The 22,834-nt window shown below is 69.8% G+C and carries 22 protein-coding genes and 1 pseudogene; 13 read left to right on the plus strand and 10 right to left on the minus strand.

Going from position 1 to position 22,834, the window contains the following annotated elements; all coding sequences use genetic code 11:
* Positions 1-30: 30 nt before the first annotated feature.
* The 6 genes from ACIBW9_RS06660 (at position 31) to ACIBW9_RS06685 (ending at position 6,578) form a co-directional block, all read left to right on the plus strand.
* Positions 31-837: a rhamnogalacturonan acetylesterase gene (locus ACIBW9_RS06660; RefSeq protein WP_398951819.1), complete on the plus strand. Its 807-nt coding sequence runs from the start codon at positions 31-33 to the stop codon at positions 835-837.
* 17 nt (positions 838-854) lie between these two features.
* The gene (locus tag ACIBW9_RS06665) at positions 855-2,168 is read left to right on the plus strand and encodes a polysaccharide lyase family 1 protein (protein ID WP_398951821.1); all 1,314 of its coding nucleotides are present in this window, start codon (positions 855-857) and stop codon (positions 2,166-2,168) included.
* 71 nt (positions 2,169-2,239) lie between these two features.
* On the plus strand, positions 2,240-3,376 hold the full coding sequence (locus ACIBW9_RS06670) for a pectinesterase family protein (protein ID WP_398951823.1): 1,137 nt from the start codon (positions 2,240-2,242) through the stop codon (positions 3,374-3,376).
* Position 3,377: 1 nt separating this feature from the next.
* Positions 3,378-4,403, plus strand: coding sequence for a pectinesterase family protein (locus tag ACIBW9_RS06675; RefSeq protein WP_398951825.1), 1,026 nt, complete (start codon positions 3,378-3,380; stop codon positions 4,401-4,403).
* Between the two features lie 145 nt (positions 4,404-4,548).
* Entirely contained in the window at positions 4,549-5,661 is a 1,113-nt protein-coding gene (locus ACIBW9_RS06680; protein WP_398951827.1) for a chondroitinase-B domain-containing protein, read from the plus strand.
* Between the two features lie 119 nt (positions 5,662-5,780).
* Positions 5,781-6,578 (plus strand): HAD family acid phosphatase, encoded by a 798-nt coding sequence (locus tag ACIBW9_RS06685; protein ID WP_398951830.1) that lies wholly within the window; start codon positions 5,781-5,783, stop codon positions 6,576-6,578.
* A gap of 151 nt (positions 6,579-6,729) precedes the next feature.
* On the opposite strand, the pseudogene ACIBW9_RS06690 reads toward ACIBW9_RS06685, so the two are convergent.
* From ACIBW9_RS06690 to ACIBW9_RS06700, 3 genes and pseudogenes are all read right to left on the minus strand, one after another.
* Positions 6,730-6,879, minus strand: a pseudogene (locus ACIBW9_RS06690) (polysaccharide lyase family protein); the annotation flags it as partial.
* Entirely contained in the window at positions 6,864-7,706 is an 843-nt protein-coding gene (locus tag ACIBW9_RS06695; RefSeq protein ID WP_398951832.1) for a hypothetical protein, read from the minus strand. The gene ACIBW9_RS06695 and the pseudogene ACIBW9_RS06690, both read right to left, overlap by 16 nt.
* Entirely contained in the window at positions 7,703-8,269 is a 567-nt protein-coding gene (locus ACIBW9_RS06700; protein WP_398951834.1) for a SigE family RNA polymerase sigma factor, read from the minus strand. Before ACIBW9_RS06700 ends, ACIBW9_RS06695 begins: the two co-directional genes overlap by 4 nt.
* A 231-nt stretch (positions 8,270-8,500) precedes the next feature.
* Between ACIBW9_RS06700 and ACIBW9_RS06705 the strand changes: the two genes are divergently transcribed.
* On the plus strand, positions 8,501-9,952 hold the full coding sequence (locus ACIBW9_RS06705; RefSeq protein WP_398951837.1) for an NCS2 family permease: 1,452 nt from the start codon (positions 8,501-8,503) through the stop codon (positions 9,950-9,952).
* A 14-nt stretch (positions 9,953-9,966) separates the two neighbouring features.
* Here the strand turns inward: ACIBW9_RS06705 and ACIBW9_RS06710 are convergent, their stop codons facing one another.
* The 3 genes from ACIBW9_RS06710 to ACIBW9_RS06720 form a co-directional block, all read right to left on the minus strand.
* Complete coding sequence (locus tag ACIBW9_RS06710; RefSeq protein WP_398951839.1) at positions 9,967-11,418, minus strand: peptidoglycan D,D-transpeptidase FtsI family protein; 1,452 nt, start codon at positions 11,416-11,418, stop codon at positions 9,967-9,969.
* Positions 11,419-11,498: 80 nt separating this feature from the next.
* Positions 11,499-11,969: a GNAT family N-acetyltransferase gene (locus ACIBW9_RS06715; RefSeq protein WP_398951841.1), complete on the minus strand. Its 471-nt coding sequence runs from the start codon at positions 11,967-11,969 to the stop codon at positions 11,499-11,501.
* Positions 11,970-11,987: 18 nt separating this feature from the next.
* Positions 11,988-12,761 (minus strand): IclR family transcriptional regulator, encoded by a 774-nt coding sequence (locus ACIBW9_RS06720; protein ID WP_115908899.1) that lies wholly within the window; start codon positions 12,759-12,761, stop codon positions 11,988-11,990.
* Between the two features lie 164 nt (positions 12,762-12,925).
* On the opposite strand from ACIBW9_RS06720, the gene ACIBW9_RS06725 reads away from it, so the two are divergent.
* Together ACIBW9_RS06725 and ACIBW9_RS06730 are read left to right on the plus strand one after the other, a co-directional pair.
* The gene (locus ACIBW9_RS06725; protein ID WP_398951843.1) at positions 12,926-14,455 is read left to right on the plus strand and encodes an aldehyde dehydrogenase (NADP(+)); all 1,530 of its coding nucleotides are present in this window, start codon (positions 12,926-12,928) and stop codon (positions 14,453-14,455) included.
* Between the two features lie 37 nt (positions 14,456-14,492).
* Positions 14,493-15,101: a DUF1349 domain-containing protein gene (locus ACIBW9_RS06730; protein WP_398951845.1), complete on the plus strand. Its 609-nt coding sequence runs from the start codon at positions 14,493-14,495 to the stop codon at positions 15,099-15,101.
* A gap of 85 nt (positions 15,102-15,186) precedes the next feature.
* Here ACIBW9_RS06730 and ACIBW9_RS06735 read toward each other — a convergent pair whose 3' ends face one another.
* A complete protein-coding gene (locus tag ACIBW9_RS06735; RefSeq protein ID WP_398951848.1) occupies positions 15,187-16,554 on the minus strand; it encodes an MFS transporter in 1,368 nt (455 codons plus the stop codon).
* Between the two features lie 71 nt (positions 16,555-16,625).
* On the opposite strand from ACIBW9_RS06735, the gene ACIBW9_RS06740 reads away from it, so the two are divergent.
* The 4 genes from ACIBW9_RS06740 to ACIBW9_RS06755 all read left to right on the plus strand — a co-directional run bounded on the left by ACIBW9_RS06740 (position 16,626) and on the right by ACIBW9_RS06755 (position 20,057).
* Positions 16,626-17,621, plus strand: a complete 996-nt coding sequence (locus tag ACIBW9_RS06740) for a GlxA family transcriptional regulator (protein WP_398951850.1) — start codon at positions 16,626-16,628, stop codon at positions 17,619-17,621.
* Positions 17,618-18,124 carry a GNAT family N-acetyltransferase gene (locus ACIBW9_RS06745; protein ID WP_398951853.1) on the plus strand — a complete coding sequence of 169 codons (507 nt, stop codon included), beginning with the start codon at positions 17,618-17,620 and terminating at the stop codon, positions 18,122-18,124. Before ACIBW9_RS06740 ends, ACIBW9_RS06745 begins: the two co-directional genes overlap by 4 nt.
* A gap of 69 nt (positions 18,125-18,193) precedes the next feature.
* Positions 18,194-18,910: a DsbA family oxidoreductase gene (locus ACIBW9_RS06750; protein ID WP_389083013.1), complete on the plus strand. Its 717-nt coding sequence runs from the start codon at positions 18,194-18,196 to the stop codon at positions 18,908-18,910.
* A gap of 97 nt (positions 18,911-19,007) precedes the next feature.
* Positions 19,008-20,057 carry an aminotransferase class V-fold PLP-dependent enzyme gene (locus tag ACIBW9_RS06755; RefSeq protein ID WP_398951856.1) on the plus strand — a complete coding sequence of 350 codons (1,050 nt, stop codon included), beginning with the start codon at positions 19,008-19,010 and terminating at the stop codon, positions 20,055-20,057.
* A 67-nt stretch (positions 20,058-20,124) separates the two neighbouring features.
* On the opposite strand, the gene thpD is transcribed toward ACIBW9_RS06755, so the two are convergent.
* The 3 genes from thpD to ectB are packed head-to-tail and all read right to left on the minus strand — an operon-like array spanning position 20,125 to position 22,732.
* Positions 20,125-21,012: an ectoine hydroxylase gene (gene thpD, locus ACIBW9_RS06760; protein WP_351481750.1), complete on the minus strand. Its 888-nt coding sequence runs from the start codon at positions 21,010-21,012 to the stop codon at positions 20,125-20,127.
* Positions 21,013-21,019: 7 nt separating this feature from the next.
* Positions 21,020-21,430 (minus strand): ectoine synthase, encoded by a 411-nt coding sequence (locus ACIBW9_RS06765; RefSeq protein ID WP_030933607.1) that lies wholly within the window; start codon positions 21,428-21,430, stop codon positions 21,020-21,022.
* 30 nt (positions 21,431-21,460) lie between these two features.
* A complete protein-coding gene (gene ectB, locus ACIBW9_RS06770) occupies positions 21,461-22,732 on the minus strand; it encodes a diaminobutyrate--2-oxoglutarate transaminase (RefSeq protein WP_398951859.1) in 1,272 nt (423 codons plus the stop codon).
* Positions 22,733-22,834: the final 102 nt, after the last annotated feature.

Below are 22,834 nucleotides of genomic sequence, written 5' to 3' on the forward strand. Positions count from 1 at the left end.
CGCCCCTCAAAGCCAGAAAGGTGCACGGTCATGTCACTCACCCGTAGACAGGTCACCGCGGCTGCCGTCGCAGCCGTTCCCCTCGCCTTTGCGGTCGCCGGTACCGCTCAGGCCGACCACAGGCAACGAACTCTCCACATCGCCGGTGATTCCACCGCCGCCCAGAAATACGCCGACGCCGCACCCGAAACCGGGTGGGGTATGGCGCTCCCCTTCTTTCTGCACAAAAACCTTCCCGTCGCCAATCATGCGGTGAACGGGCGCAGTTCGAAGAGCTTCATCGACGAGGGCCGGCTCGATGCCATCCTCGGGCTGATCCAGCCGGGGGATTTCCTGCTCGTCCAGTTCGCGCACAACGACGAGAAGAGCGACGACCCCACCCGCTACACCGAGCCCTGGACGACGTACCAGGACTACTTGCGGCAGTACATCGAGGGCGCACGGTCGCACGGTGCCCGGCCCGTGCTCGCGACCCCCGTCGAGCGGCGCAGGTTCGACGCGGACGGGAACGCCGTGCCGACCCATGGGGAGTATCCGGCGGCGATGCGCGCGCTCGCCGCGCGGGAGCGGGTGGCGTTGCTCGACATCGAGGCGCTGTCGCTCGCGCTGTGGCAGCGGCTCGGGGTGGAGGAGACGAAGGTCTACTTCAACTGGACCGCCACCGAGCAGGACAACACGCACTTCAATCCGCCGGGCGCGATCGCCGTGGCGCGGCTCGTGGCGCGGGAGTTGCTGCGCACGCGGGTGCTCGCGCCGCGAGACGTCATCCGGCTGGACGACGAGATTCCGACGTCCTGGATCACCTGGCCCGAGGCGAGCAGCGCCTCGGTCGCGTAACCAAGGAGAGCCGCACAGTGCGTACACAGAAATGTCATGGACGCGTCATAGCGTCGATCGTGGGGTGCACCGCCCTGGTGCTCGGCGTCACGGGAACCGCCTCCGCGCACGTCCGGTCCCGGGACCTCGGCCGGCAGACGCTCGGCGCGAACGACGGCTGGGGCTCCTACGGCACCGGCACCACCGGCGGCGCGTCCGCCGATGCCGCGCATGTCTACACCGTCACCGACTGGGCCGGGTTCAAGCGGGCGCTCGTGGAGGGCGGCAGCGCGCCGAAGATCATCAGAGTCAAGGGGACGATCGACGCCGACGGCCCGAGCTGCGCCTCCTTCGAGGCGCCGGGGTACGACTTCGCCACCTATCTGAAGACCTACGACCCCGCGGTCTGGGGCCACGACAAGAACCTGGACGGCGAGCCCGACGACAGCCCCGAGGGCCTGCGCCGTGCCTCCCAGGCCAACCAGGACGCCTACATCAAGGCGTACGTACCCACCAACACCACGATCATCGGCGTGGGCAAGGACGCCGGCTTCAAGGGCGCGAGCCTGCAGATCAAGGCCGTCGACAACGTCATCGTGCGGAACCTGAGCCTCGAGAGCCCCCTCGACTGCTTCCCGCAGTGGGACCCGACCGACACCGCCGACGGCAACTGGAACTCCGAGTACGACAGCGTGGACATCTACGGCGGCACGCACGTGTGGATGGACCACAACACGTTCACCGACGGCGACCACCCGGACAGCACACTGCCGTACTACTACGGGCGGATCTTCGAGCAGCACGACGGCGAGATGGACATCGTCAAGGGCTCGGACCACATCACCGCCTCCTGGAACGTCTTCGAGAACCACGACAAGACGATCCTGGTCGGCAACAGCGACAGCGCCGCCACGGCCGCCGTCGACCGCGGCCACCTCAAGGTCACCTTCCACCACAACCTGTTCTCCAACCTGGTGGAGCGCGCCCCGCGCGTCCGCTTCGGGCAGGTCGACTCGTACAACAACCACTTCGTGGCCGAGGACGGCTACTCCTACAGCTACGGCATCGGCATGGAGTCCCAGCTCGTCGCCGAGCACAACGCGTTCACGCTGCCGGACGGGGCCGGTGCCGGGCAGATCCTGAAGAAGTGGAAGGACTCGCCGCTCACCGCCGACGACAACTACGTCAACGGTGAGCCGGTCGATCTGATCGCCGTCCACAACGCCGAAGTGCCCACCGAGATCCTCCGCTCGGGCGCCGGCTGGACGCCGACCCTGCGTACGAAGGTCGATCCGGTCCAGGCGGTCCCCGGGATCGTCGACCACTGCGCCGGCGCAGGCCACCTGCGCTGACGCCCCCGGTCGGGGCGCCCGGCGCGCCCCGGCCGCTTCTCCCCTGAGCCGCACCGCGAAGGAGCACCCGCATGCCCTCGCCCTCCGTTCATCCTCGACTCCCCTTGTCCAGACGGGGTTTCCTCGCCGCGAGCGCCGGGGCCGCCGTCGCGCTCGGGCTCGCCTCGACGCCCGCGCGGGCCGACTCGGGCGCGCGCCCGTTCGGCCGGTACGGTTCCCCGGCCCGCCGCCTCACCCCCGGCACCCTCTACGTCGACCCGCAGGGCCGCGGTGACTTCGCGACGGTCCGGGCCGCCGTGGCCGCCGCGACCGGCACCGGCCGGACGCTGGTGCTCGCCCCCGGCGTCTACCGGGAGACGGTCGTCGTCGACGTCACCCGCACGGAGGCGACCTGGATCGGCGCCTCCGAGGACCCCCGTGATGTCGTGATCGTGTACGACAACGCGGCCGGCACCCCGAAGCCGGGCGGCGGTACCTACGGCACCACGGGTTCCGCCACCACGACCGTGCAGGCGGACGGCTTCACGGCCCGCTGGATCACCCTCGCCAACGACTGGCTGCGCGCCGACCACCCCGACATCACGGGCACGCAGGCGGTGGCCATCAAGGTGCAGGGCGACCGCGGTTGCTTCACCCACTGCCGCTTCCTCGGCCACCAGGACACCCTGTACGCCGACTCGATGGCGCTCGGCACCTTCGCCCGGCAGTACTTCGCGCACTGCTACGTCGAGGGCGACGTCGACTTCGTCTTCGGGCGGGCGACCGCGGTGTACGAGGACTGTCACTTCCGGACGCTGAACCGCACCGACCTGCCCGCAGCCCCCTACGGCTTCGTCTTCGCGCCCTCCACGGCGGTCGCCAACCCGCGCGGTCACCTGGTGACGCGGAGCCGCGTGAGCAGCGAAGCCCCTGACGGTTCCTACAAGTTGGGCCGGCCCTGGGTGCCCGGCTCCGACACCACCGCCCGCCCCATGCTCACCGTCCGGGACACCCACCTCGGACGCGGGATCGACGCGGTCGCGCCCTACACCAACATGTCGGACACCTATCCCTGGCAGAACCAGCGGTTCGCCGAGTACCGCAACACCGGACCGGGCGCCGCGATCACCGTCCCCGAGAACCGGCCCCAACTGACCGACGCCCAGGCCCAGTCGGCGACCCGCGAGGCCTACCTCGGCGACTGGAAGCCGTGGAAGGAGGCGTGCTGACATGCGCCGACGCACTGTGCTGGCGGGTATCACCACAGGCCTGGCCGCCGCCGGAACCGGTCCCGCCTTCGCGAGCGCCCGCCGTCCCGTCCTGCACGTCCGCCCCGGCGACGCCGTCCAGGCGGCCGTGGACGCGGTGGACGGCCCCGGCGCGACGATCGTGGTGCATCCGGGGACGTACCGGGAGATCGTCAACGTGCCCGCCGACAAAGGTGAGTTGACGATCCGCGGCGCCACCGGCGACCCGCGCGACACCGTCATCGTCTTCGACCACGCGAACGGCACGAAGAAGTCCGACGGCACGACCTACGGGACGCCGGGCTCCGCCACCTTCACCTCCGGCGCCCCCGGACTGACCGTCCGCGATCTGACCCTCGCCAACGACTGGCTGCGCGCCGACCACCCGGACATCACCGGCACCCAGGCCGTGGCCGCGTATGTGACCGGTGACCGGTCGAGCTTCGAGAACGTCCGCTTCCTGGCCCACCAGGACACCCTCTTCGTCGACACGACCGCGCTCGACGCCTTCGACCGGCAGTACTTCCACCGCTGCTACATCGAGGGCGACGTCGACTTCGTCTTCGGGCGGGCGACCGCCGTGTTCGAGGAGTGCCACTTCCACACGCTGCCGCGGGACGTGACCTTCACCCCGAAGGGCATGGTCTTCGCCCCCTCCACCGCCCGCGCCAACCCGCACGGGATCCTGGCCGTCCGTTCCCGCATCACCTCCGGCGCCGAGGACGGCGCGTACAAGCTGGCGCGGCCCTGGGTCCCGTCGTACGAGACGACCGCCCGGCCGTCCCTCGTCGTCCGGGACACCTGGATCGGGCCCGGCATCGACCCGGTCACGCCCTACGTCAACATGCGGGACGCCTACCCCTGGCAGGCCATGCGGTTCAGGGAGTACCGCAACACGGGCCCGGGGGCCGTGGTCACGGTTCCGGAGAACCGTCCTCAACTCACCGGGGAGGAGGCGCGGTTGCACACGCCTGAGGTGTATCTCGGCGACTGGCGCCCCTGTGCGTAGGCGCTCCGCCCGACGCTGTGCGTCAACGGCGGGCTCGGCCCGCTCCTCCCCGCTAACGGCGTCCGCACGGCTCACGAGAAACAGCCGGCTCGCCACCGTCCTGTGAACCCCCACACGTACCCGTACGAGAAAGGAACCGCTCTCCATGTCTCGTCGTACCGCACTCGCCACCCTGGCCGCCCTTGCTCTGGGCGCCGGTCTGGCCGTCCTCCCCACCCAGGCCCAGGCCGCCACCGTGGTCGTCAGCAACTCGACCGATCTGTCCAACGCCATCAAGAACGCCACCGCCGGCACCGTCATCCAGGTCCGGGGCGGCACCTACTACCCCACGGCCACCCTGCAGTCCACGGCCAACGGCACCTCGTCCTCGCCGATCACCCTCACCGCGTACGGCGCGGAGACCGTCAAGATCGACGGGTCCTCGCTCCCGTCCGGCTCCTGGATCTTCAAGCTGACCGCGGACTACTGGAACGTCTCCAACATCACCTTCCAGAACTCCCCGGACAGCGCCGTCGTCTGCCAGTCGTGCACCGGCACCAACTGGAACAACATCAAGACCATCAACGGCGGTGACTCCGGCTTCACGCTCACCGGCGACGGCACGGTCAACAACACCGTGAAGAACCTGGACAGTTACGGCAACTACGACGCCGCCGAGCACGGCCAGAACGCCGACGGCGTCGCCATCAAGTTCGGCTCCGGCAGCGGCAACCTGGTCACCGGAGCGCGCCTCTACAACAACTCGGACGACGGCATCGACCTGTGGTCCTTCTCCTCGCCGGTCACCATCGAGCACTCCTGGTCCTTCGGCAACGGCGTCAACCGCTGGGGCGACTCCGCCTTCGAGGGCAACGGCAACGGCTTCAAGCTGGGCGGGGGCGGCGTGACCGTCGCCCACGTCGTCAACAACTCGGCCGCCTGGGGCAACGCCGGCAACGGCTTCACCGAGAACTCCAACACCGGCGCGCTCACCGTCAACCGCACCACCGCCTACGCCAACGGCAAGTGGGGCTACTACTTCGCCACCAGCTCCGCCAAGCTCGGCAAGAACCTCGCGGTGGGCAACGGCAGCGGCTCGGTCACCAAGGGCTCCGCGGTCACCTCGTCCGGCAACAACTGGGACTCCGGGATCTCGACCCCGGCCTTCAAGTCGACGGACGCCTCCACGACGTACAACGCCCGCGGCTCCAGCGGCACCTTGCCCGCGACGACGTTCCTGACGACGGGGAGCACCACGATCGGGGCCACGATGAACTGAGCGACACCGATCCGGAACCGTCGCGTCCAGGGTGCTTGACCCGTTTTTTGCCTGCGGAAGAAGTATCGATCAGGCAACGGGTCTCGCGCCCGGCAGGGTGACGCGCGTAGAAACCTGTCATGCATAAGTCACTGCGTATCGCGGCGATCGCCGCAGCGTGTGCCCTCGCCGGCGGCGCCCTCTACGGCGCCGGCGCGGCCACGGCCGGCCAGTCCACGGCCAACTCCACCCACGAGCCGTACAACATCGGCCTCCTGGTGAAGGACATCGACACCTACTACGGCACCACGGCCGACGCGGCCGGCGTGTACCAGGCATCCCCGACCAGCCCGTACGCCCAGGATCTGGCACACATCGACGCCGCCGCCAGGAAGTACATCGACCAGGCCGCCCGCAAGGCGCACCACCGGGGCGAGAAGGCCGCGGTCATGTTCGACATCGACGACACGCTGCTGCTCAGCCTCGACTACGAGAAGCGCTACAACTACACGTACAACCCGACCACCTGGGCCGACTACGTGAACAAGGCCGACCGCCCGGGCGTGTTCGGCAGCGCCGAGCTGGTCCGGTACGCCCAGTCCAAGGGTGTCGAGGTCTTCTACAACTCGGGGCTGAGCGAGGCGCAGCGCAGCGCCGCCGTCGCGAACCTGAAGAAGATCGGCGCCGATGTGAACCTCGACGCCGACCACATGTTCCTCAAGGACAAGGCGAACCCGCCGGCCTATCTGAGCGCCTGCGCCACGCCGGGCACCTGGACCTGCACGACCGTGCAGTACAAGTCCGGCACCCGCAAGCACATCGAGGACGACCTCGGCTACGAGATCGTCGCCAACTTCGGCGACCAGTACTCGGACCTGGACGGCGGCTACGCCGACCGCACCTACAAGCTGCCGAACCCGACGTACTTCGTGAGCTGAGCCGCGCAGGACGACAGAAACGCCCCGCCGGTCGTCACCGGCGGGGCGTTCTCTTCGCCGACGAGGGGGGCTCTGTCGGCGGCTGCTGACCGAGGGGGGCTCGGGTCAGCAGGTCCCAGGCAGCCGAACGACGGGCCGGCGCTGAGGCCGTGTCCGTCTTCGACGCACTGTTAGGGACGTCGAAAGTGAAGGTGTGGTTGTTTCCACGGTACGAGCCCGTGGTGAGGGAATGAGTCGAGGGCTGTGTGGGGGCTGTGGGAATGGCCGGAACCCAGTGGTTCACGGTCACCCGCGGCCGCCCGCGTCACTGGGGTGGGCCGGGAAGTCGCCGCCGACCGCACGCTGCGTGCCGCCCGCCGTGGCGGTGATCACGTAGGTGTCGTCCTTGGTGTCCCGGTCGCCGCGCTGATGGTTGTACTGCCCTGCGAACACCCACTCGCCCGTGGGGACCGTACGGCCCGCCTTCAGCGTCCAGGTGTAGACGACGAAGCCGTTCTGCTCGCCGACCGTGAGGTCGAAGTCCTGCTCCGGCAGCGAGAGCCAGGCCCCGGTCGAGCTGACCCCGCCGGTCTGGGCGACCTTCAACTGCACTGTCAGGGCGGTCAGTTGCCGGCTCGTCCTGAGCGTGATGTTGCTCTGCGCCCAGAAGTCGTTGCTGTGCGGGTCCATCGAGCCTTCCGACCACAGCGGACCGTCGCTCTCGCCGGCGGCGGGCGTCAGCATGGAGGCGGAGGGTTTGCCGGCAGGGATGTTGCCCGTCTTGTGGGACGGCCGGGGGGTGCTCGGCGTCCGCTCCACCGGCGGGACGGGCGCCCTGCTCGTCGCATCGGGGGACGGCGTGGGCGCCGGGGGGACCGAGACGGTCTGCCGCTGCGGGGGAGTGTCGTCCTTCACCGCGGACGCCACCGCGTAACCGCCGACCGCGAGCATGCCCGCGACCGCGGCCGTCGCACTCGCCACCCGGGCCCAGCCCCACACCTGCGGGCGGGTCGCCCGGTGGTCGGGGCGGCTGCGCTCGCTCATGCCCCGCTCGATCCGCGCCAGGATCCTGGCCCGGTCCGGCTGGTGGGCCTCGGCCGTCTCGTGCAGCCGGGCGCGCAGCTCGTCGTGCACGTCCTGCTGCCTCATCGGCCCGTCCCTCCACTCTCGCCGCCGCGCGCCATCGCCGCGTGCACCTTCTGCGGTACGCCCTGGGAGCCGAGGATCTTCTGCAGCTCGGCCATCCCCTTGGACGTCTGGGACTTAACCGTACCCACGGAAACACCCAGAGCGAGAGCGGTGTCCTTTTCCGACAGGTCGAACGCGTGCCGGAGCACCACACACGCCCGTTTCCTGAACGGCAGCCTGCGCAGCGCACCCTGGACGTCGACAACGCCTGCTATGTCGGGATTCTCGGTCTTCTCCTCGCGCTGCGACCAGAACAGCGAGATCCGCCGGCGCTCGCGCACGGCGCTGCGGATCCGGGTGCGGGCCAGGTGGGCGACCACCCCGCGGGCGTAGGCGGCCGGGTGGTCCGCGGCGCGCACCCGGTCCCAGCGGTGCCACAGGGCGAGCAGGGCGTCCGCCGCCAGATCGTCGGCGGCGTCCGCCTCGCCGGTCAACAGATGGGCGAGACGCGACAGTTCGGCGTAGTGCCGTTCGAAGAAGGCGTGGAACTCCACGGAGGCTGCGTCGTCGACGACAGTGCCCACGCTCGAACCTCTCTGTGTGCGTCATGTAGATGACATGTGATCATCCGGGGTGGGCCCCGATGAGATCCGGAAGCGTAGCAGTGATCAACCGCATGGTTCGTACGGGGCTTCGAACGCAGTCTGACGGGTCGGCCCTGATTCCCTAACAGGGGAGAACCTGAAACGCGTTCAACGCGGGAACGATCCCCCCAGCATCCGCACGCGATCGAACACGCAACAGGAGTCATCCGCATGTCCGACACCAAGAAGGCGGCAGACCGCCCAAGTGCCGCGCCACCAGCGGCGAACGGCGTCGACCGGTTCTTCAGGATCTCCGAGCGGGGATCCACCTTCGGCCGGGAGATACGCGGCGGCTTCGCCACGTTCTTCACGATGGCCTACATCCTTGTCCTGAACCCCATCATCCTCGGCAGTGCGAAGGACAAGTTCGGCCACAGCCTCGACACCGGCCAACTCGTCACCGCCACCGCCCTGGTGGCCTGTGTGATGACGGTCATCATGGGTGTCGGCGGCAACCTGCCGCTCGCCATCGCCGCGGGCCTCGGCCTCAACGCCGTCGTCGCCTTCCAGCTCGCCCCGCTGATGAGCTGGTCCGACGCGATGGGACTCGTCGTCCTCGAAGGCATCCTGATCTGCGTCCTGGTCGTCACCGGACTACGGAAGGCGATCATGGACGCCATTCCGCAACAGCTCAAGCAGGCGATCGGCGTCGGCATCGGTCTGTTCATCGCCTTCATCGGCTTCGTGGACGCCGGGTTCGTCAGCCGTATCCCGGACGCGGCACAGACCACCGTGCCGGTGCAGCTGGGGGCCGTGGGCCGGCTGACCGGCTGGCCCGTCCTCGTCTTCTGTCTCGGCGTGCTGCTCACCATCGCGCTGCTCGCGCGCAAGGTGAAGGGCGCGATCCTGATCAGCATCGTGACCATGACGATCGTCGCGATCATCATCGACGCGGTGGCGGACATCAAGAGCTGGGGCCTGACCACCCCGCATGTGCCCGACAAGATCGTCTCGCCCCCCGACTTCGGACTCATCGGTCACTTCAGCCTGTTCGGCGGCTTCGCCAAGGCCGGCGTCCTCACCGCCGTTCTGCTGGTGTTCACCCTGATCCTGTCCGACTTCTTCGACGCCATGGGCACCGTCGTCGGCATCAGCGCGGAGGCCGGACTGCTCGACGAGCAGGGGCAGGTGCCGGGGATCGGCCGCGTGCTGTTCATCGACGGCGCGGCGGCGGTGGCCGGCGGTCTGGGGTCCGCCTCCTCCAACACCGCCTACATCGAGTCGGCGGCCGGTGTGGGCGAGGGCGCGCGCACCGGCTTCGCGAACCTGATCACCGGTGGGCTGTTCGGGCTCGCGCTGTTCCTGACGCCGTTGCTGACGATCGTGCCGCTGCAGGCGGCCGCACCTGCGCTGATCGCGGTCGGGTTCCTGATGATGACGCACGTCAAGCACATCGACTGGGACCGGTACGAGATCGCCATCCCGGCGTTTCTGACCATCGCCGCGATGCCGTTCACCTACTCGATCACCGACGGCATCGGGGCGGGCTTCCTGGCCTACGTCGTCATCAAGGCGGTGCTCGGCAAGGCGAAGGAGGTTCACTGGCTGCTGTGGGGGGTTTCGGCGCTGTTCCTGGTGTACTTCGCGATCGACCCCGTGGAGCAGATCCTGGGCGTGAAGTAGGCACGAACCGGGCCTCAGTTCTTCAGTGCCGCCTCCATCATGGCCTTGGCCACGGGGGCGGCCAGGCCGTTGCCGCTGACCTCCGAGCGGGCCGCGTTCGACTGCTCGACCATGACCGCCACGGCGACCTCCTTGCCGCCCTCCTTGCCGTAGGACGTGAACCAGGCGTACGGCGTCTTGCTGTTGTTCTCGCCGTGCTGGGCCGTGCCGGTCTTGCCGCCCACGGTGGCGCCGGATATCTGGGCGTTGGTGCCGGTGCCCTTCTCCACGACCGTCTGCATCGCCGACTGCAGTTGCTCTGCGGTCGAGGAGCTGACGATCTCCTTGGTGCTCGCGCTGTCGTCGTAGTTCTTCAGCACGTCACCGCCGCTGTCGGTGATCTGAGAGACCATATGCGGGGAAACCAGCTTGCCGCCGTTGGCTATGGCGGCGGAGACCATGGCCATCTGGAGCGGGGTCGCGGTGACGTCGTACTGGCCGATGCCCGTCAGGGCCGTGGAGGGCCTGTCCATGTCGGAGGGGTAGACGCTGGTGTACGCCCGAACCGGCACGTCCTGCTCCTTGTCGTTGAAGCCGAACTTCTCGGCCATCGCCCGCACCTTGTCCTGGCCCAGGTTGACGGCCATCTTCGCGAAGACGTTGTTGCAGGAGTACTGCAGCGCGGTGCGGATCGTCGCGTTCTCGCAGGGCGCGTTCGGGTTCTCGTTGGACAGGTCGCGGGTGGTGCCCGGGAGCGTGTACGGGTCCGGGCTCTTCGTGTGCTCGTCCACCGACGAGTACAGCCCGTCCTCCAACGCCGCGGCCGCGACGACCAGTTTGAACGTCGAGCCAGGCGGCAGCGGCTGGCGCAGCGCGCGGTTGGTGAGGGGCTTGTCGGGGTCGTCGTTGAGCTTCTTCCAGGCCGTGCCCGCGGTGTTGGCGTCCGTCAGCGTCGACGGGTCGAACGACGGCGTCGACACCACCGCCAGGATCCTGCCGGTCTTCGGATCGATCGCGACGGCCCCGCCCTTCTTGTCGCCGAGCGCGTCGTACGCCGCCTTCTGCACGTCCGGGTCGATGGTCGTGACCACGTTGCCCGGGTCGGCCCGCTTGCCGGTGATCGTGTCCAGCACGGTCTTGAGGCGGTTGTCCGTCCCGTCCAGGAGGTCCTGGTAGATGCCCTCCAGCTGGGTCGGCGCATAGGCCTGCGAGGCGTAGCCCGTCACCGCCGCGTACAGCTTGCCGTCCTTGTACGTGCGCTTGTACTTGAGGTCGCTGTTCTTCGTCACCGCGGAACCGGTGATCGCATTGCCGCCCACGATGATGTTCCCGAGCGGGTCCGCGTACGTCTGGATCGCGTTGCGCCGGTTGTCCTTGTCGTCCGCAAGGGCCTTGCCGTCATAGAACTGCACCCAGGTCGCCCTGACCAGCAGGGCGATCACCAGCAGCAGTGAGAAGACGGCGGCCCGCCTGATCGTCTTGTTCATCCCACTCGGAAGACGACCGGAAGCGGGTCGATCGTTCCCGTGTGTCCGACTTTCTCATCGGACGCTCATCCACGGCGGTGTCAGGCGTCCAGCGCGAGCACGAACTCCTCGATCTCCTCGCCGCGCGCGTTGGCGAACCCGGAGGCCCGCGCGGTCACCCGGAATCCGCACTTGCCCAGGACCCGCAGGGAGCCGGTGTTGTCGGCGGCCGCACGGGCGTACAGCGGACGCTCGGGCACCTGGGCCACCAGCTCCCGCAGCGCGGCCGTGGCGATGCCCCGGCCCCAGTGCGCGCGGTCGATCCAGTAGGTGACCTCGCGCTCGCCCGGCTCGCCGTACACCGCGGCGCTGCCCACCACGTCACCGTCGACCAGAACCGTGCGCAGCACGTCCCCGGAGGCCCGGATCCGTTTCCAGTGGGCCTCGAAGGCGTCCCGGTCGGCCGGGTCCTTCGGGGTGAACGCGGCCATGTGGAGGGCCTCGGGATCGTTCATCTGCCGGAAGAAGACCGGCAGATCGCTGTCGTGCACTTCACGCAGTACGACGTCCATGACGCCGCAGCCTAGGAGTCAGAGCCTGCGTGTCGCCAGGGTCAGTCGGTCGCGCGCGTCGAACAGGGCGTCCTTGACCATCTGTTCATGGGCCGGGGTGAGCCGCGCCACCGGCACCGAGCAGCTGATCGCGTCGCGCGCCGGAGTGCGGTAGGGAATGGCGACACCGAAGCAGCGCAGCCCCAGCGTGTTCTCCTCGCGGTCCACGGCGAAGCCCTGCTCCCGTACCTGGTGCAGCTCCTCGATGAGCTTCTCCCGGTCGGTGATGGTGTTCTCGGTCAGTGCCGGCAGGGTCTCCGGGAGCATCTTGCGGACCTGCTCGTCGGTGTACGTGCTCAGCAGCGCCTTGCCCAGCGAGGTGGAGTGCGCGGGCAGCCGGCGCCCCACCCGGGTGAACGGGCGCAGATAGTGCTGCGACTGCCGGGTGGCCAGGTACACCACGTTCGTGCCGTCCAGGCGGGCCAGGTGAATGGTCTCCGTGGTGTCGTCCGACAGCCGGTCCAGGGTCGGGCGGGCCGCGGCCACCACCTCGTCGCCGTCGATGTACGAGGTGCCGACCAGCAGGGCCCGCACGCCGATGCCGTAGCGCGTGCCCGTCGCGTCCGTCTCCACCCAGCCCAGCTCCACCAGGGTGCGCAGCAGCATGTACAGGCTGGACTTGGGATACCCGACGGCCTCCTGGACCGATGCGAGGGAGTGCATTCCGGGCCGGCCGGCGAAGTACTCGAGCAGCTCGACCGTCCGCACCGCGGACTTGACCTGTGCCCCGCCGCCTGTCTCGGCTACCGACATCGCCCTTGACCCCTTCGTTCGACGGGAAACCGAAGATATAGTCTCCGACAGCATATTCATCATCAGAGACAGCGTTCAGTATATCGAACGACCCTGGTGGATGACCCAGATACTGCGGCAATACAAGCAGGACATACCGCAAGACATACGTGGAGGGACCCGCGGTGGCAGCAGCACCAGTCTGGAGTGTCGACCCCCGTACCGGGAAGCAGCGTGAACAGGTTGCGGTGGAGGCCACAGCCCAGGAGGTGGACGCCGCCGTCCGCGCCGCGCACGCCGCGCGGGGCGCCCTCGCCGACCGCGCGGTCCGCTCGGCCTTCCTGCGCACCGCCGCCGAGCAGTTGCAGGCGGCCAAGGACGGGCTCGTCGAGACCGCCGACGCCGAGACCGCGCTCGGCCCGGTCCGGCTCACCGGCGAACTCGCCCGCACCTGCTACCAGTTGCGGGCCTTCGCGGACATCGTCGACGAGGGCGCCTTCCTCGACGTGATCATCAACCACCCCGACGACACCGCGACCCCGCCCATCCCTGACCTGCGCCGCTACAAGGTGCCCCTGGGCGTCGTCGCCGTGTACTCGGCCTCCAACTTCCCCTTCGCGTTCTCGGTCGCCGGCGGTGACACCGCGAGCGCGCTGGCCGCGGGCTGCCCGGTCGTCGTCAAGGCGCACCCCGACCACCCGGCCCTGTCCGAACTGGTCGCCAAGGTGCTGCGCCGGGCCGCCGCCGCGCACGGCATCCCCGACGGCGTCGTCGGCCTGGTCCACGGTTTCGAGGCCGGCGTGGAGCTGGTCAAGCACCCCCTCGTCGCGGCGGCCGGCTTCACCGGTTCCGTACGCGGCGGCCGCGCCCTCTTCGACGCCGCCGCGGCCCGCCCGACCCCGATCCCCTTCCACGGCGAGCTGGGCTCCCTGAACCCGGTCGTCATCACCGAGGCCGCGGCGGCCGAGCGCGCCGAGGCCATCGGCGCGGGCCTCGCCGGGTCGATGACGCTGGGCGTCGGCCAGTTCTGTGTGAAGCCGGGCCTGGTGCTCGCGCCGAGCGGTGCGGCGGGCGACCGCCTGGTCAAGTCCCTCACGGACGCGGTCAGCGACACGGACGCCGGAGTCCTGCTGGACCACCGCATGCGCGACAACTTCATCGCCGGGGTCGCCGAGCGTGCGGAGCTTCCCGAGGTCGAGTCCCCGGTGACGCCGGGCGCGGGCGGCGAGCACACCGTCAGCGCCGGGTTCCTGACGGTCTCGGCGGACAAGCTGACCGAGGAAGGCCAGTACGACCTGCTCCTGGAGGAGTGCTTCGGGCCGGTCACCGTGGTGGCTCGCTACGAGGACGAGGCCGAGGTGCAGCGGGTGCTGTCGCGACTGCCGGGCAATCTCACGGCGACGGTACATCTGTCGGCGGAGGAGGCCGCCGGGGAGGGCCGCGGCGCGGAACTGCTGGCCGAGCTGACACCGCTCGCGGGCCGGGTGCTGGTGAACGGCTGGCCGACGGGTGTCGCGGTGGCACCCGCCCAGCACCACGGCGGCCCGTACCCGGCGACCACGTCCACGTCGACGTCGGTCGGCGGCACGGCCATCGAGCGGTGGATGCGACCGGTGACGTACCAGACGGCACCGGAGGCGATCCTTCCCCCGGAGCTCCGGGACGACAACCCGCTGGGACTGCCCCGGCGGTTCAACGGGCGGCTGGAGCGCTAGGCCCAAGGCGGCTCACCGGGCCTGCGACAATCTGCTGATGGACGTGGAACTTCCCGAACTGCCTTTCGCCCTTCGCACCTACGGCCCCGACGGGCACTGGCTGTACGAGGACGGCATCCTCAGCGGATGGGCGGGCCCCCGGCAGGATCGTTTCGTGCCGCCCACCGGGGAGGCGTTGGAGCCCGCCTCCGACGCGCCCCGGTTGCTCGGGGCGCCCGAGGGGGACTTCCAGCTGATCGCGCGCGTCACGGTCGGGTTCGCCTCGGCCTTCGACGCGGGGGTCCTCTACGTCCATGTCGGCGAGCGCGCCTGGGCCAAGCTCTGCCTGGAGTACTCCCCGGACGTGCCCACCGTCTGCACGGTGGTCACCCGGGGCCACTCCGACGACGCCAACTCCTTCACCGTGGACGGCAGTTCGGTCTGGCTCCGGGTGAGCCGCACCGGCCGCGCCTTCGCCTTCCACGCCTCACGGGACGGCAGACGCTGGACCTTCATCCGCCTGTTCACCCTGGGCGACGAGAAGGAGACCGGCGACGCACTCGTCGGCTTCATGACCCAGTCACCGATGGGGGAGGGCTGCGTGGTCACCTACGAGCACATAGAGTTCCGGCCCGACTGGCCGGCAGATCTGCGAGACGGTAGCTGACAAACCAGCGTCTTCAGCCCGTCCGGCGTGTGAGGACAAGGCCCCTTCAGGGCCGAACGGGGTCTGGGGGCGGAACCCCCAGCACTCACCGCAACCGAGACGTAGCCGCACAAGTCAGCGCGAGCGCCCCCGCACTGATCGCCAGGCTCACCCGCATCCCCTCCGCGAACCCGTGGGACACCAACGTCCCGAACACGGCGATCCCCAAACCCCCCGCCACCTGCCGCGCCGCATTGAGCACACCCGCCGCGAGCCCGGCACGCTCCGCCGGTACCGCGTCCATCATCGCGGCCGTCAGCGGCGGCACCGTCAGCGCGCAGCCCAGGGCCAGCGGTACGAGCAGCGCCGCCGTCAGGACGGAGGACGTGCCAGCGTCGACGTACAGCAGGACCAGCAGTCCCACGACCGCCAGGGCCTGCCCCACCAGCATCGGCAGTCGCGGCCCGTAGCGTCCCGCGAGCTTGCCCGCCGCCACGTTCGTCACCGCGATCAGGCCCGTCATGGGCAGGAAGGCCAGCCCGGCGCGCAGCGCGGACAGGCCCTGGACCTGCTGGAAGAAGAGGGAGAAGACGAACACCACGCTGTAGAAGGCCACGCTCACCGCCGCGCCCGCCGCGACCGCCACGGCCACCGTCCGGTTCCGGAAGAGCCCGAGGGGGACGACCGGATGCGGGCTGCGTGCCTCCACGCGGAAGAAGACCACGGCCGCCAGGACGGCGACGGCCAGGGCCGCCCATCCCGCCGTACCGCCCTCGATCGTCGCGAACGTCAGGCCCGTGAGCGCCACCACCGCCGTCGCCTGCCCCGGCAGGTCCAGAGGGGAGGGGCGGCGTTCGGAGCGCGGGGCCCGTACCAGCAGGGCTACGATCAGCGCCCCCACCGGCAGATTGACGAAGAAGATCCCGCGCCAGTCCCAGGCGGTGGTCAGCAGGCCGCCCGCCACCGGGCCGAGCGCCACCGCCACGGAACCGCCGGCGGCCCACGTCGCCACCGCACGCGCACGCCGCTGCGGCTCCGGGTACGCCTGCCGCACCAGCGCCAGCGAGGCCGGGAGCACGACGGCCGCCGCCGCGCCCTGCACCACCCGCGCGCCGATCAGCGACGGCAGGTTCGGCGCCAGTCCGCAGGCCGCCGAGGCGAGCGTGAAGACCGTCGTGCCGAGCGCGAACGCGCGGCTCGCGCCGGTCCGGTCCGCGAAGGCCCCGGTGGACAGCATCAGCGCGGCGAAGGGGAGGGTGTACGCGTCCACCACCCACTGCAGGCCGGACATCCGCGCGCCGAGGGAGGAGCCGATCGCGGGCAGCGCCACGTTCACCACGGACGCGTCGAGGCAGATCAGCGCGAAGCCGAGGAGGGCGGCGACGAGGGTGAGCCCGGGGGAGGGCCGCTTCGGCGTCACATCCCGCTCGGTGAGGGTGGGTTGTACGTCCTTGAGGATCCGGTCGGTCGACATGGCTCCATGCTGCGGATCTCCGCCGTCGTACAGTAGTGGCCCGAATGCCATGCACCCGGAGGTTCTGGCCAATGTCCGACCGCCTCGTTCCGCACCGCATCGCCGTGATCGCGCCCTCGCCCGTCTCGATGTTCAACCTGGCCATCCCCGAGCTGCTGTTCGGCAAGGTCGAGGTGGCCGGGCGGCCGGGCTACGACGTGGTCATCTGCGCCGCCGAGCCGGGGCCCGTACCCACCAGCGGAGGGCTCGACCTGTATGTGCGCGACGGGCTGGAGGCCGTGCGGGAGGCGGACACGGTGGTCGTGGCCGGCACGGGCGCGCCCTACGAGCCGGACCCGCGGATCGTGGCCGCCGTCCGCGAGGCCGCTGACGCCGGCAAGCGGATCGCCTCCCTGTGCACCGGCGCCTTCCAGCTCGCCGAGGCGGGGCTGCTGGAGGGGCGCAGGGCCACGACGTACTGGGCGCACGCCGAGGAACTGCGCCGACGCTACCCGCAGGTCGACCTCCAGGGAGACGTGCTGTACGTCCAGGACGGCCCGTACGTCACCGCCTCCGGCTACGCCGCCGGCATCGACCTCTGTCTGCATGTCATCCGCACCGACTACGGCGCCGCCGTCGCCAACGAGGTCGCCCGGCTGGCCCTTGTCGCCCCCGTACGTCCGGGCGGCCAGACCCAGTTCACGCACACCCCGCTGCCGCCCGAGCGCGGGACCGTCTGCGCCGACACCCGCGGCTGGGCCATGCGCAACCTCGACAAGCCGCTCACCCTGACCGACCTGGCCCGCCACGCGGGCGTCTCGGTGCGCACCCTCACCCGCCGCTTCCACGCCGAGAGCGGCGTCAGCCCCCTGCAGTGGCTGCTGCACCAGCGCATCGAGCGCGCCAAGGAGCTCCTGGAGACCACCACCCTGCCCATGGACCAGGTGGCCCGCGCCTGTGGCCTGGGCACGGCCGACTCCCTGCGGGCCCATGTGGTCCGGCGCACCGGCCTGACCCCGAGCGCCTACCGGGCCCAGTTCAGCCGCCTGGGAACCGAGCCCGCCGCGGTCACGTCCTCCGCTGCATGATCAGAGCGAACCGGACCGTCGACTCACTGGTGATCAGAACCGCGCTGCCCGCCGAGGCCGCGGCCGTCGCCGCCCTGCATGTGCGCGCCCGCGCCACCTACTATCCGGACGGCCTGCCGGACGACGGCTTCGACTGGCAGACCGCCTGGAGGCAGGCCATCGAGCGCCTTGACGGCCAGGTGCTGTGCGCGGTCCGCGATGCCCGCCTGGTCGGCATCGCCTCCTTCCGCACCCCGGAGGGCGCCCCGGCTGACACGGTCAAGCTGTTTCAGTTCCACGTCGACCCCGACCGCTGGCGCTCCGGCATCGGTGCGGCCCTGCACACCGCCTGCGTCGAGCAGTGGCGGGCCGAGGGAAGGAGCACGGCCGTCCTCGACGTGCACGTCGACAACCAGCGCGCCCAGGCTTTCTACGCTCGCCAGGGCTGGGTCCCGGACCCGGAGGACCCGCCGGCCGAGGGCGACCACCACCTCTTCCTGCGCTTCGCGGTGCCCGGGGAATGATCCCCACTGCTTGAACGTTCACCCACTCGGCGGAGGCGGCCTCCGCAGCCCGAACGAGCTGGAGAGAACATGAAGGTCGAGATCTGGTCGGACATAGCGTGCCCCTGGTGCTACGTGGGCAAGGCCCGCTTCGAGAAGGCCCTCGACGCCTTCCCGCACCGCGACCAGGTCGAGGTCGTGCACCGCTCCTTCGAGCTGGACCCGGGGCGCGCCAAGGGTGATGTCCAGCCGGTGATCAGGATGCTCACCAAGAAGTACGGCATGAGCGAGGCGCAGGCGCAGGCCGGCGAGGAGAACCTGGGTGCGCAGGCCGCGGCCGAGGGCCTTGAGTACCGCACCCGGGACCGCGACCACGGCAACACCTTCGACATGCACCGTCTGCTGCACTTCGCCAAGGAGCACGGCAGGCAGGACGAGCTGATCCAGCTCCTCTACCGGGCGAACTTCGCCGAGGAGCGGTCCGTCTTCACCGAGGGCGACGAGCGGCTGGTGGAGCTGGCCGTCGCCGCCGGTCTGGAGGCGGAGGACGCCCGCAAGGTGCTCGCCGACCCGGCCGCGTACGCCGACGAGGTCCGTGCCGACGAGCGCGAGGCGGCGCAGCTCGGCGCCAACGGGGTGCCGTTCTTCGTGCTCGACCGCAAGTTCGGCGTCTCGGGCGCCCAGCCCGCCGAGGTCTTCACCCAGGCGCTGACCCAGGCGTGGGGTGAGCGCTCGCCGCTGCAGCTGATCGACCAGGGTGACGCGGACGCCTGCGGTCCCGACGGGTGCGCGGTGCCGCAGCACTGAGACCGTGCAGGTCGGGGCGGACGTATAAGCGTTGCTTAGCGAAACCACGTAAAAGTCGGCAATGGACTATGGGTTCTCGCGGGCTCACAGTGGATCCATGGAGAGCTTCGAGAGCCTCGTCCGGGCCGAGTTCGCCCCGAAGAACATTTATCTGAACACCGCGAGCACCGGGCTGCTGCCGGCGCGCACCGTGACCGCCATGCACATCGCCGTGGAGGCGGCCGCGGCCGGGGAGCCGACCGACATGTTCGCGGACGTCGAGGCGAGCCGCGCCAGTTTCGCGCGGCTGGTCGGGGTGCCCGGGCGCCGGGTGGCGGCCGGGGCCTCCGTCTCCGTCTACAGCGGGCTGATCGCCGCTTCCCTGCCGGAGGGCGCCGAAGTCCTCACTGCCGAGGGCGACTTCAGCTCCGTGGTGAACCCCTTCCACGTCCGCTCCGACCTCAAGGTGCGCAGCGTGCCCCTGGAGCGCGTCGCCGAGTCCGTGCGGCCCGGCACGGCCCTGGTCGCGGTCAGCGCCGCGCAGTCCGCCGACGGGCGTGTGGCCGACCTGCCCGCCATCCGGCAGGCGGCGCGCGAGCACGGAGCACGTACGTACATCGACGCGTCCCAGGCCGCCGGCTGGCTGGACTTCGACGCGGACGCGTACGACTACTGCGCCTCCGTCGCCTTCAAGTGGCTCGTCTGCCCGCGGGGCGCGGCCTTCCTGGTCGTACCGGAGGACCTCGGCGGGCTCCCCCCGCTGTTCGCCGGCTGGGTGGCGGGGGAGCACCCCTGGGACGCCTGCTACGGCCCCATCGACGAACTCGCCCACTCCGCACGGCGGTTCGACGGGAGTCCCGCCCTCTTCTCCTACGCCGGCGCCCGCCGCTCCCTGGAGCTCCTGGAGGAACTCGGCACGGACGCCGTACGCGCCCACGACCTGGCCCTCGCCGACCGCTTCCGCGCGGGCCTGGCCTCCCTCGGTCACGAGCCCGTCCCCTCGCCCCGTTCCCCGATCGTCTCGGTGCCCGGACTGGGCCGCCGTCAGGGCGAGTTGAGCAGTGCCGGAGTGGAGGTCTCCGACCGCGCGGGCAACCTGCGTGCCGCCTTCCACCTGTACAACACCGCAGCCGACGTCGACCGGCTGCTGGACGTCCTGACCGGGTGAACCCCGGTGCGCAGCGCACCGGAGCGGGCGGCTGTGACGCCGCCCGCTCCGGAATGAGCTACCCAGGTCACCGCACGGGAGTGAAGTCCCTCGCGCCAATGAACTCAGGCCGTCGGATCGGTGCCGCGAACGGCTCGACCGCCGTGTTCTCCACGCTGTTGAACACGATGAACACGTTGCTGCGCGGGAACGGCGTGATGTTGTCGCCCGAGCCGTGCATGCAGTTGCAGTCGAACCAGGTCGCCGAGCCGGCCCGGCCCGTGAACAGCTTGATGCCGTACTCGCTCGCCATCGCGGTCAGCGCCTCGTCCGAGGGCGTGCCCGCGTCCTGCATCTGCAGCGACTGCTTGTAGTTGTCCTTGGGCGTGGCTCCCGCACACCCGAGGAACGTCTTGTGCGACCCCGGCATGATCATGAGGCCGCCGTTGGTGTCGTAGTTCTCGGTCAGCGCGATCGAGACGGACACCGTGCGCATGTTCGGCAGGCCGTCCTCGGCGTGCCAGGTCTCGAAGTCCGAGTGCCAGTAGAAGCCGCTGGCCCCGAAGCCCGGCTTGACGTTGATCCGCGACTGGTGGACGTACACGTCCGAGCCGAGGATCTGCCGTGCCCGGCCCACGACCCGCTCGTCGCGCACGAGATTCGCGAACACCTCGCTGATCTTGTGCACCTCGAAGACGGAGCGGATCTCCTTGGACTTCGGCTCGATGATCGAGCGCTCGTCGGCCCGGATCGCCGGGTCGGTGACGAGGCGCTCCAACTCCTGCCGGTAGACGGCGACTTCGTCGTCGGTGATGAGCTGGTCGATGGCCAGGAAGCCATCGCGCTCGAACGACTGGAGGTCGCCGGTCGTGATCGGGCCCGGGGTGTCGGGGGAGCCCCACACGACGGGGTCCTGGCGCGGGGTCGACACCTCGGTGGTGCCGCGGCTGGGGTAGAGATCGGTGACGGTGGTCATGGTGATGTCACACCTCCTCGGGCTCGGGCTCGGTGAGCAGCGGGTAGACGCCGTTCTCGTCGTGGTCCTCCCGGCCGGTCACGGGCGGGTTGAAGACACAGATGCAGCGGAAGTCCTCCTTGATCCGCATCGTGTGCCGCTCGTGGCCGTCGAGGAGGTACATGGTGCCGGGCGTGATCGTGTACTTCTGCCCGGTCTCGTCGTCGGTGAGCTCGGCCTCGCCCTCGACGCAGACGACGGCCTCGATGTGGTTCGCGTACCACATCGACGTCTCCGTACCCGCGTACAGGATCGTCTCGTGCAGGGAGAAGCCGACCCTCTCCTTGGCGAGGACGATGCGTTTGCTCTCCCAGGTGCCGGACGCGGCCTTCACATGCCGGTCGGTGCCTTCGATGTCCTTGAACGAACGGACGATCACGGTGCTTGCACTACTCCTTGCTGGTCGTTGCTAGTGGGTTTCGCGCACGGCGCGGGCGAGGATGCTGAGCCCCTCGTCCAGCTCGTCGGCCGTGACGGTGAGCGCCGGGAGGAGCTTGACGACCTCGCTCTCGGGGCCCGACGTCTCGATGAGCAGCCCGAGTTCGAAGGCGCGCTTCGCGATCCGGCCGGCCCGGTCCTTGTCGTGGAACTCCAGGCCCCACACCAGTCCGCGTCCGCGGTACTCCTTGACGTCGGCGCGGTTCTCCTCGGTGATGGCGGCGAGGGCCTGCTCGACCTGCTCGCCGCGCGCCCGGGTCTGCTTCTCCATCGCGGACCCGTCCGCCCAGTACGCCTCCAGGGCGGCGGTGGCCGTGACGAAGGCGGGGTTGTTGCCGCGGAAGGTGCCGTTGTGCTCGCCCGGCTCCCAGATGTCCAGCTCCGGCTTGAACAGGCAAAGGGACATGGGCAGTCCGTAGCCGCTGATGGACTTGGAGACGGTGACGATGTCCGGGGTGATCCCGGCCTCCTCGAACGAGAAGAAGGCCCCCGTCCGCCCGCAGCCCATCTGGATGTCGTCGACGATGAGCAGCATGTCCTGGCGCTCGCACAGCTCGGACAGCGCCCGCAGCCACTCGGGCCGCGCGACGTTGATGCCGCCCTCGCCCTGCACGGTCTCGACGATCACGGCCGCGGGCTTGTTGAGCCCGGACCCCTGGTCCTCCAAAAGCCGCTCGAACCACAGGAAGTCCGGCACCTTGCCGTCGAAGTAGTTGTCGAACGGCATGGGCGTGCCGTGGACCAGCGGGATGCCGGCCCCGGCCCGCTTGAAGGCGTTCCCGGTCACGGCGAGAGAGCCGAGGGACATGCCGTGGAAGGCGTTGGTGAACGAGACGATGGCCTCGCGCCCCTTGACCTTGCGCGCCAGCTTCAGGGCCGACTCCACGGCATTCGTACCCGTCGGGCCCGGGAACATGACCTTGTACGGCAGGTCGCGCGGCCGCAGTACCAGGTCCTGGAAGGTCTGCAGGAAGGAACGCTTGGCGGTGGTCGACATGTCGAGCCCGTGCGTGACGCCGTCCCGCTCCAGGTAGTCGATCAACGCCCGTTTCAGGACGGGGTTGTTGTGGCCGTAGTTGAGCGAGCCCGCTCCGGCGAAGAAGTCCAGGTACTCATGGCCGTCCTCGTCGTACATGCGGCTGCCGTGCGCACGGTCGAAGACGGTGGGCCAGCCGCGGCAGTAGCTGCGCACCTCGGACTCGAGGGTCTCGAAGACGCTGAGGTCGGGCTGGGTGATGGTCACGACGAATCGCTCCTCGTTGCGTGGGGGGAGTGCGTGTGGGTCGTCAGTGGGGTGGGTCGTGGGTGCCGTCATCGGTGTGGTCGTCCGCGCCGGTCAGAGGGA

The organism is Streptomyces sp. NPDC049541 (genome assembly GCF_044465725.1).
Classification (GTDB): Bacteria; Actinomycetota; Actinomycetes; order Streptomycetales; family Streptomycetaceae; genus Streptomyces.

Excerpts from the sequence above, each read along its gene's own strand:
- ACIBW9_RS06660 (WP_398951819.1), top strand. The coding sequence starts at position 31 with ATGTCACTCACCCGTAGACAGGTCACCGCGGCTGCCGTCGCAGCCGTT.
- ACIBW9_RS06670 (WP_398951823.1), top strand. The coding sequence starts at position 2,240 with ATGCCCTCGCCCTCCGTTCATCCTCGACTCCCCTTGTCCAGACGGGGT.
- ACIBW9_RS06675 (WP_398951825.1), top strand. The coding sequence starts at position 3,378 with ATGCGCCGACGCACTGTGCTGGCGGGTATCACCACAGGCCTGGCCGCC.
- ACIBW9_RS06680 (WP_398951827.1), top strand. The coding sequence starts at position 4,549 with ATGTCTCGTCGTACCGCACTCGCCACCCTGGCCGCCCTTGCTCTGGGC.
- ACIBW9_RS06685 (WP_398951830.1), top strand. The coding sequence starts at position 5,781 with ATGCATAAGTCACTGCGTATCGCGGCGATCGCCGCAGCGTGTGCCCTC.
- ACIBW9_RS06695 (WP_398951832.1), bottom strand. The coding sequence starts at position 7,706 with ATGAGGCAGCAGGACGTGCACGACGAGCTGCGCGCCCGGCTGCACGAG.
- ACIBW9_RS06705 (WP_398951837.1), top strand. The coding sequence starts at position 8,501 with ATGTCCGACACCAAGAAGGCGGCAGACCGCCCAAGTGCCGCGCCACCA.
- ACIBW9_RS06710 (WP_398951839.1), bottom strand. The coding sequence starts at position 11,418 with ATGAACAAGACGATCAGGCGGGCCGCCGTCTTCTCACTGCTGCTGGTG.
- ACIBW9_RS06715 (WP_398951841.1), bottom strand. The coding sequence starts at position 11,969 with ATGGACGTCGTACTGCGTGAAGTGCACGACAGCGATCTGCCGGTCTTC.
- ACIBW9_RS06720 (WP_115908899.1), bottom strand. The coding sequence starts at position 12,761 with ATGTCGGTAGCCGAGACAGGCGGCGGGGCACAGGTCAAGTCCGCGGTG.
- ACIBW9_RS06730 (WP_398951845.1), top strand. The coding sequence starts at position 14,493 with ATGGACGTGGAACTTCCCGAACTGCCTTTCGCCCTTCGCACCTACGGC.
- ACIBW9_RS06735 (WP_398951848.1), bottom strand. The coding sequence starts at position 16,554 with ATGTCGACCGACCGGATCCTCAAGGACGTACAACCCACCCTCACCGAG.
- ACIBW9_RS06740 (WP_398951850.1), top strand. The coding sequence starts at position 16,626 with ATGTCCGACCGCCTCGTTCCGCACCGCATCGCCGTGATCGCGCCCTCG.
- ACIBW9_RS06745 (WP_398951853.1), top strand. The coding sequence starts at position 17,618 with ATGATCAGAGCGAACCGGACCGTCGACTCACTGGTGATCAGAACCGCG.
- ACIBW9_RS06750 (WP_389083013.1), top strand. The coding sequence starts at position 18,194 with ATGAAGGTCGAGATCTGGTCGGACATAGCGTGCCCCTGGTGCTACGTG.
- ACIBW9_RS06755 (WP_398951856.1), top strand. The coding sequence starts at position 19,008 with ATGGAGAGCTTCGAGAGCCTCGTCCGGGCCGAGTTCGCCCCGAAGAAC.
- thpD (WP_351481750.1), bottom strand. The coding sequence starts at position 21,012 with ATGACCACCGTCACCGATCTCTACCCCAGCCGCGGCACCACCGAGGTG.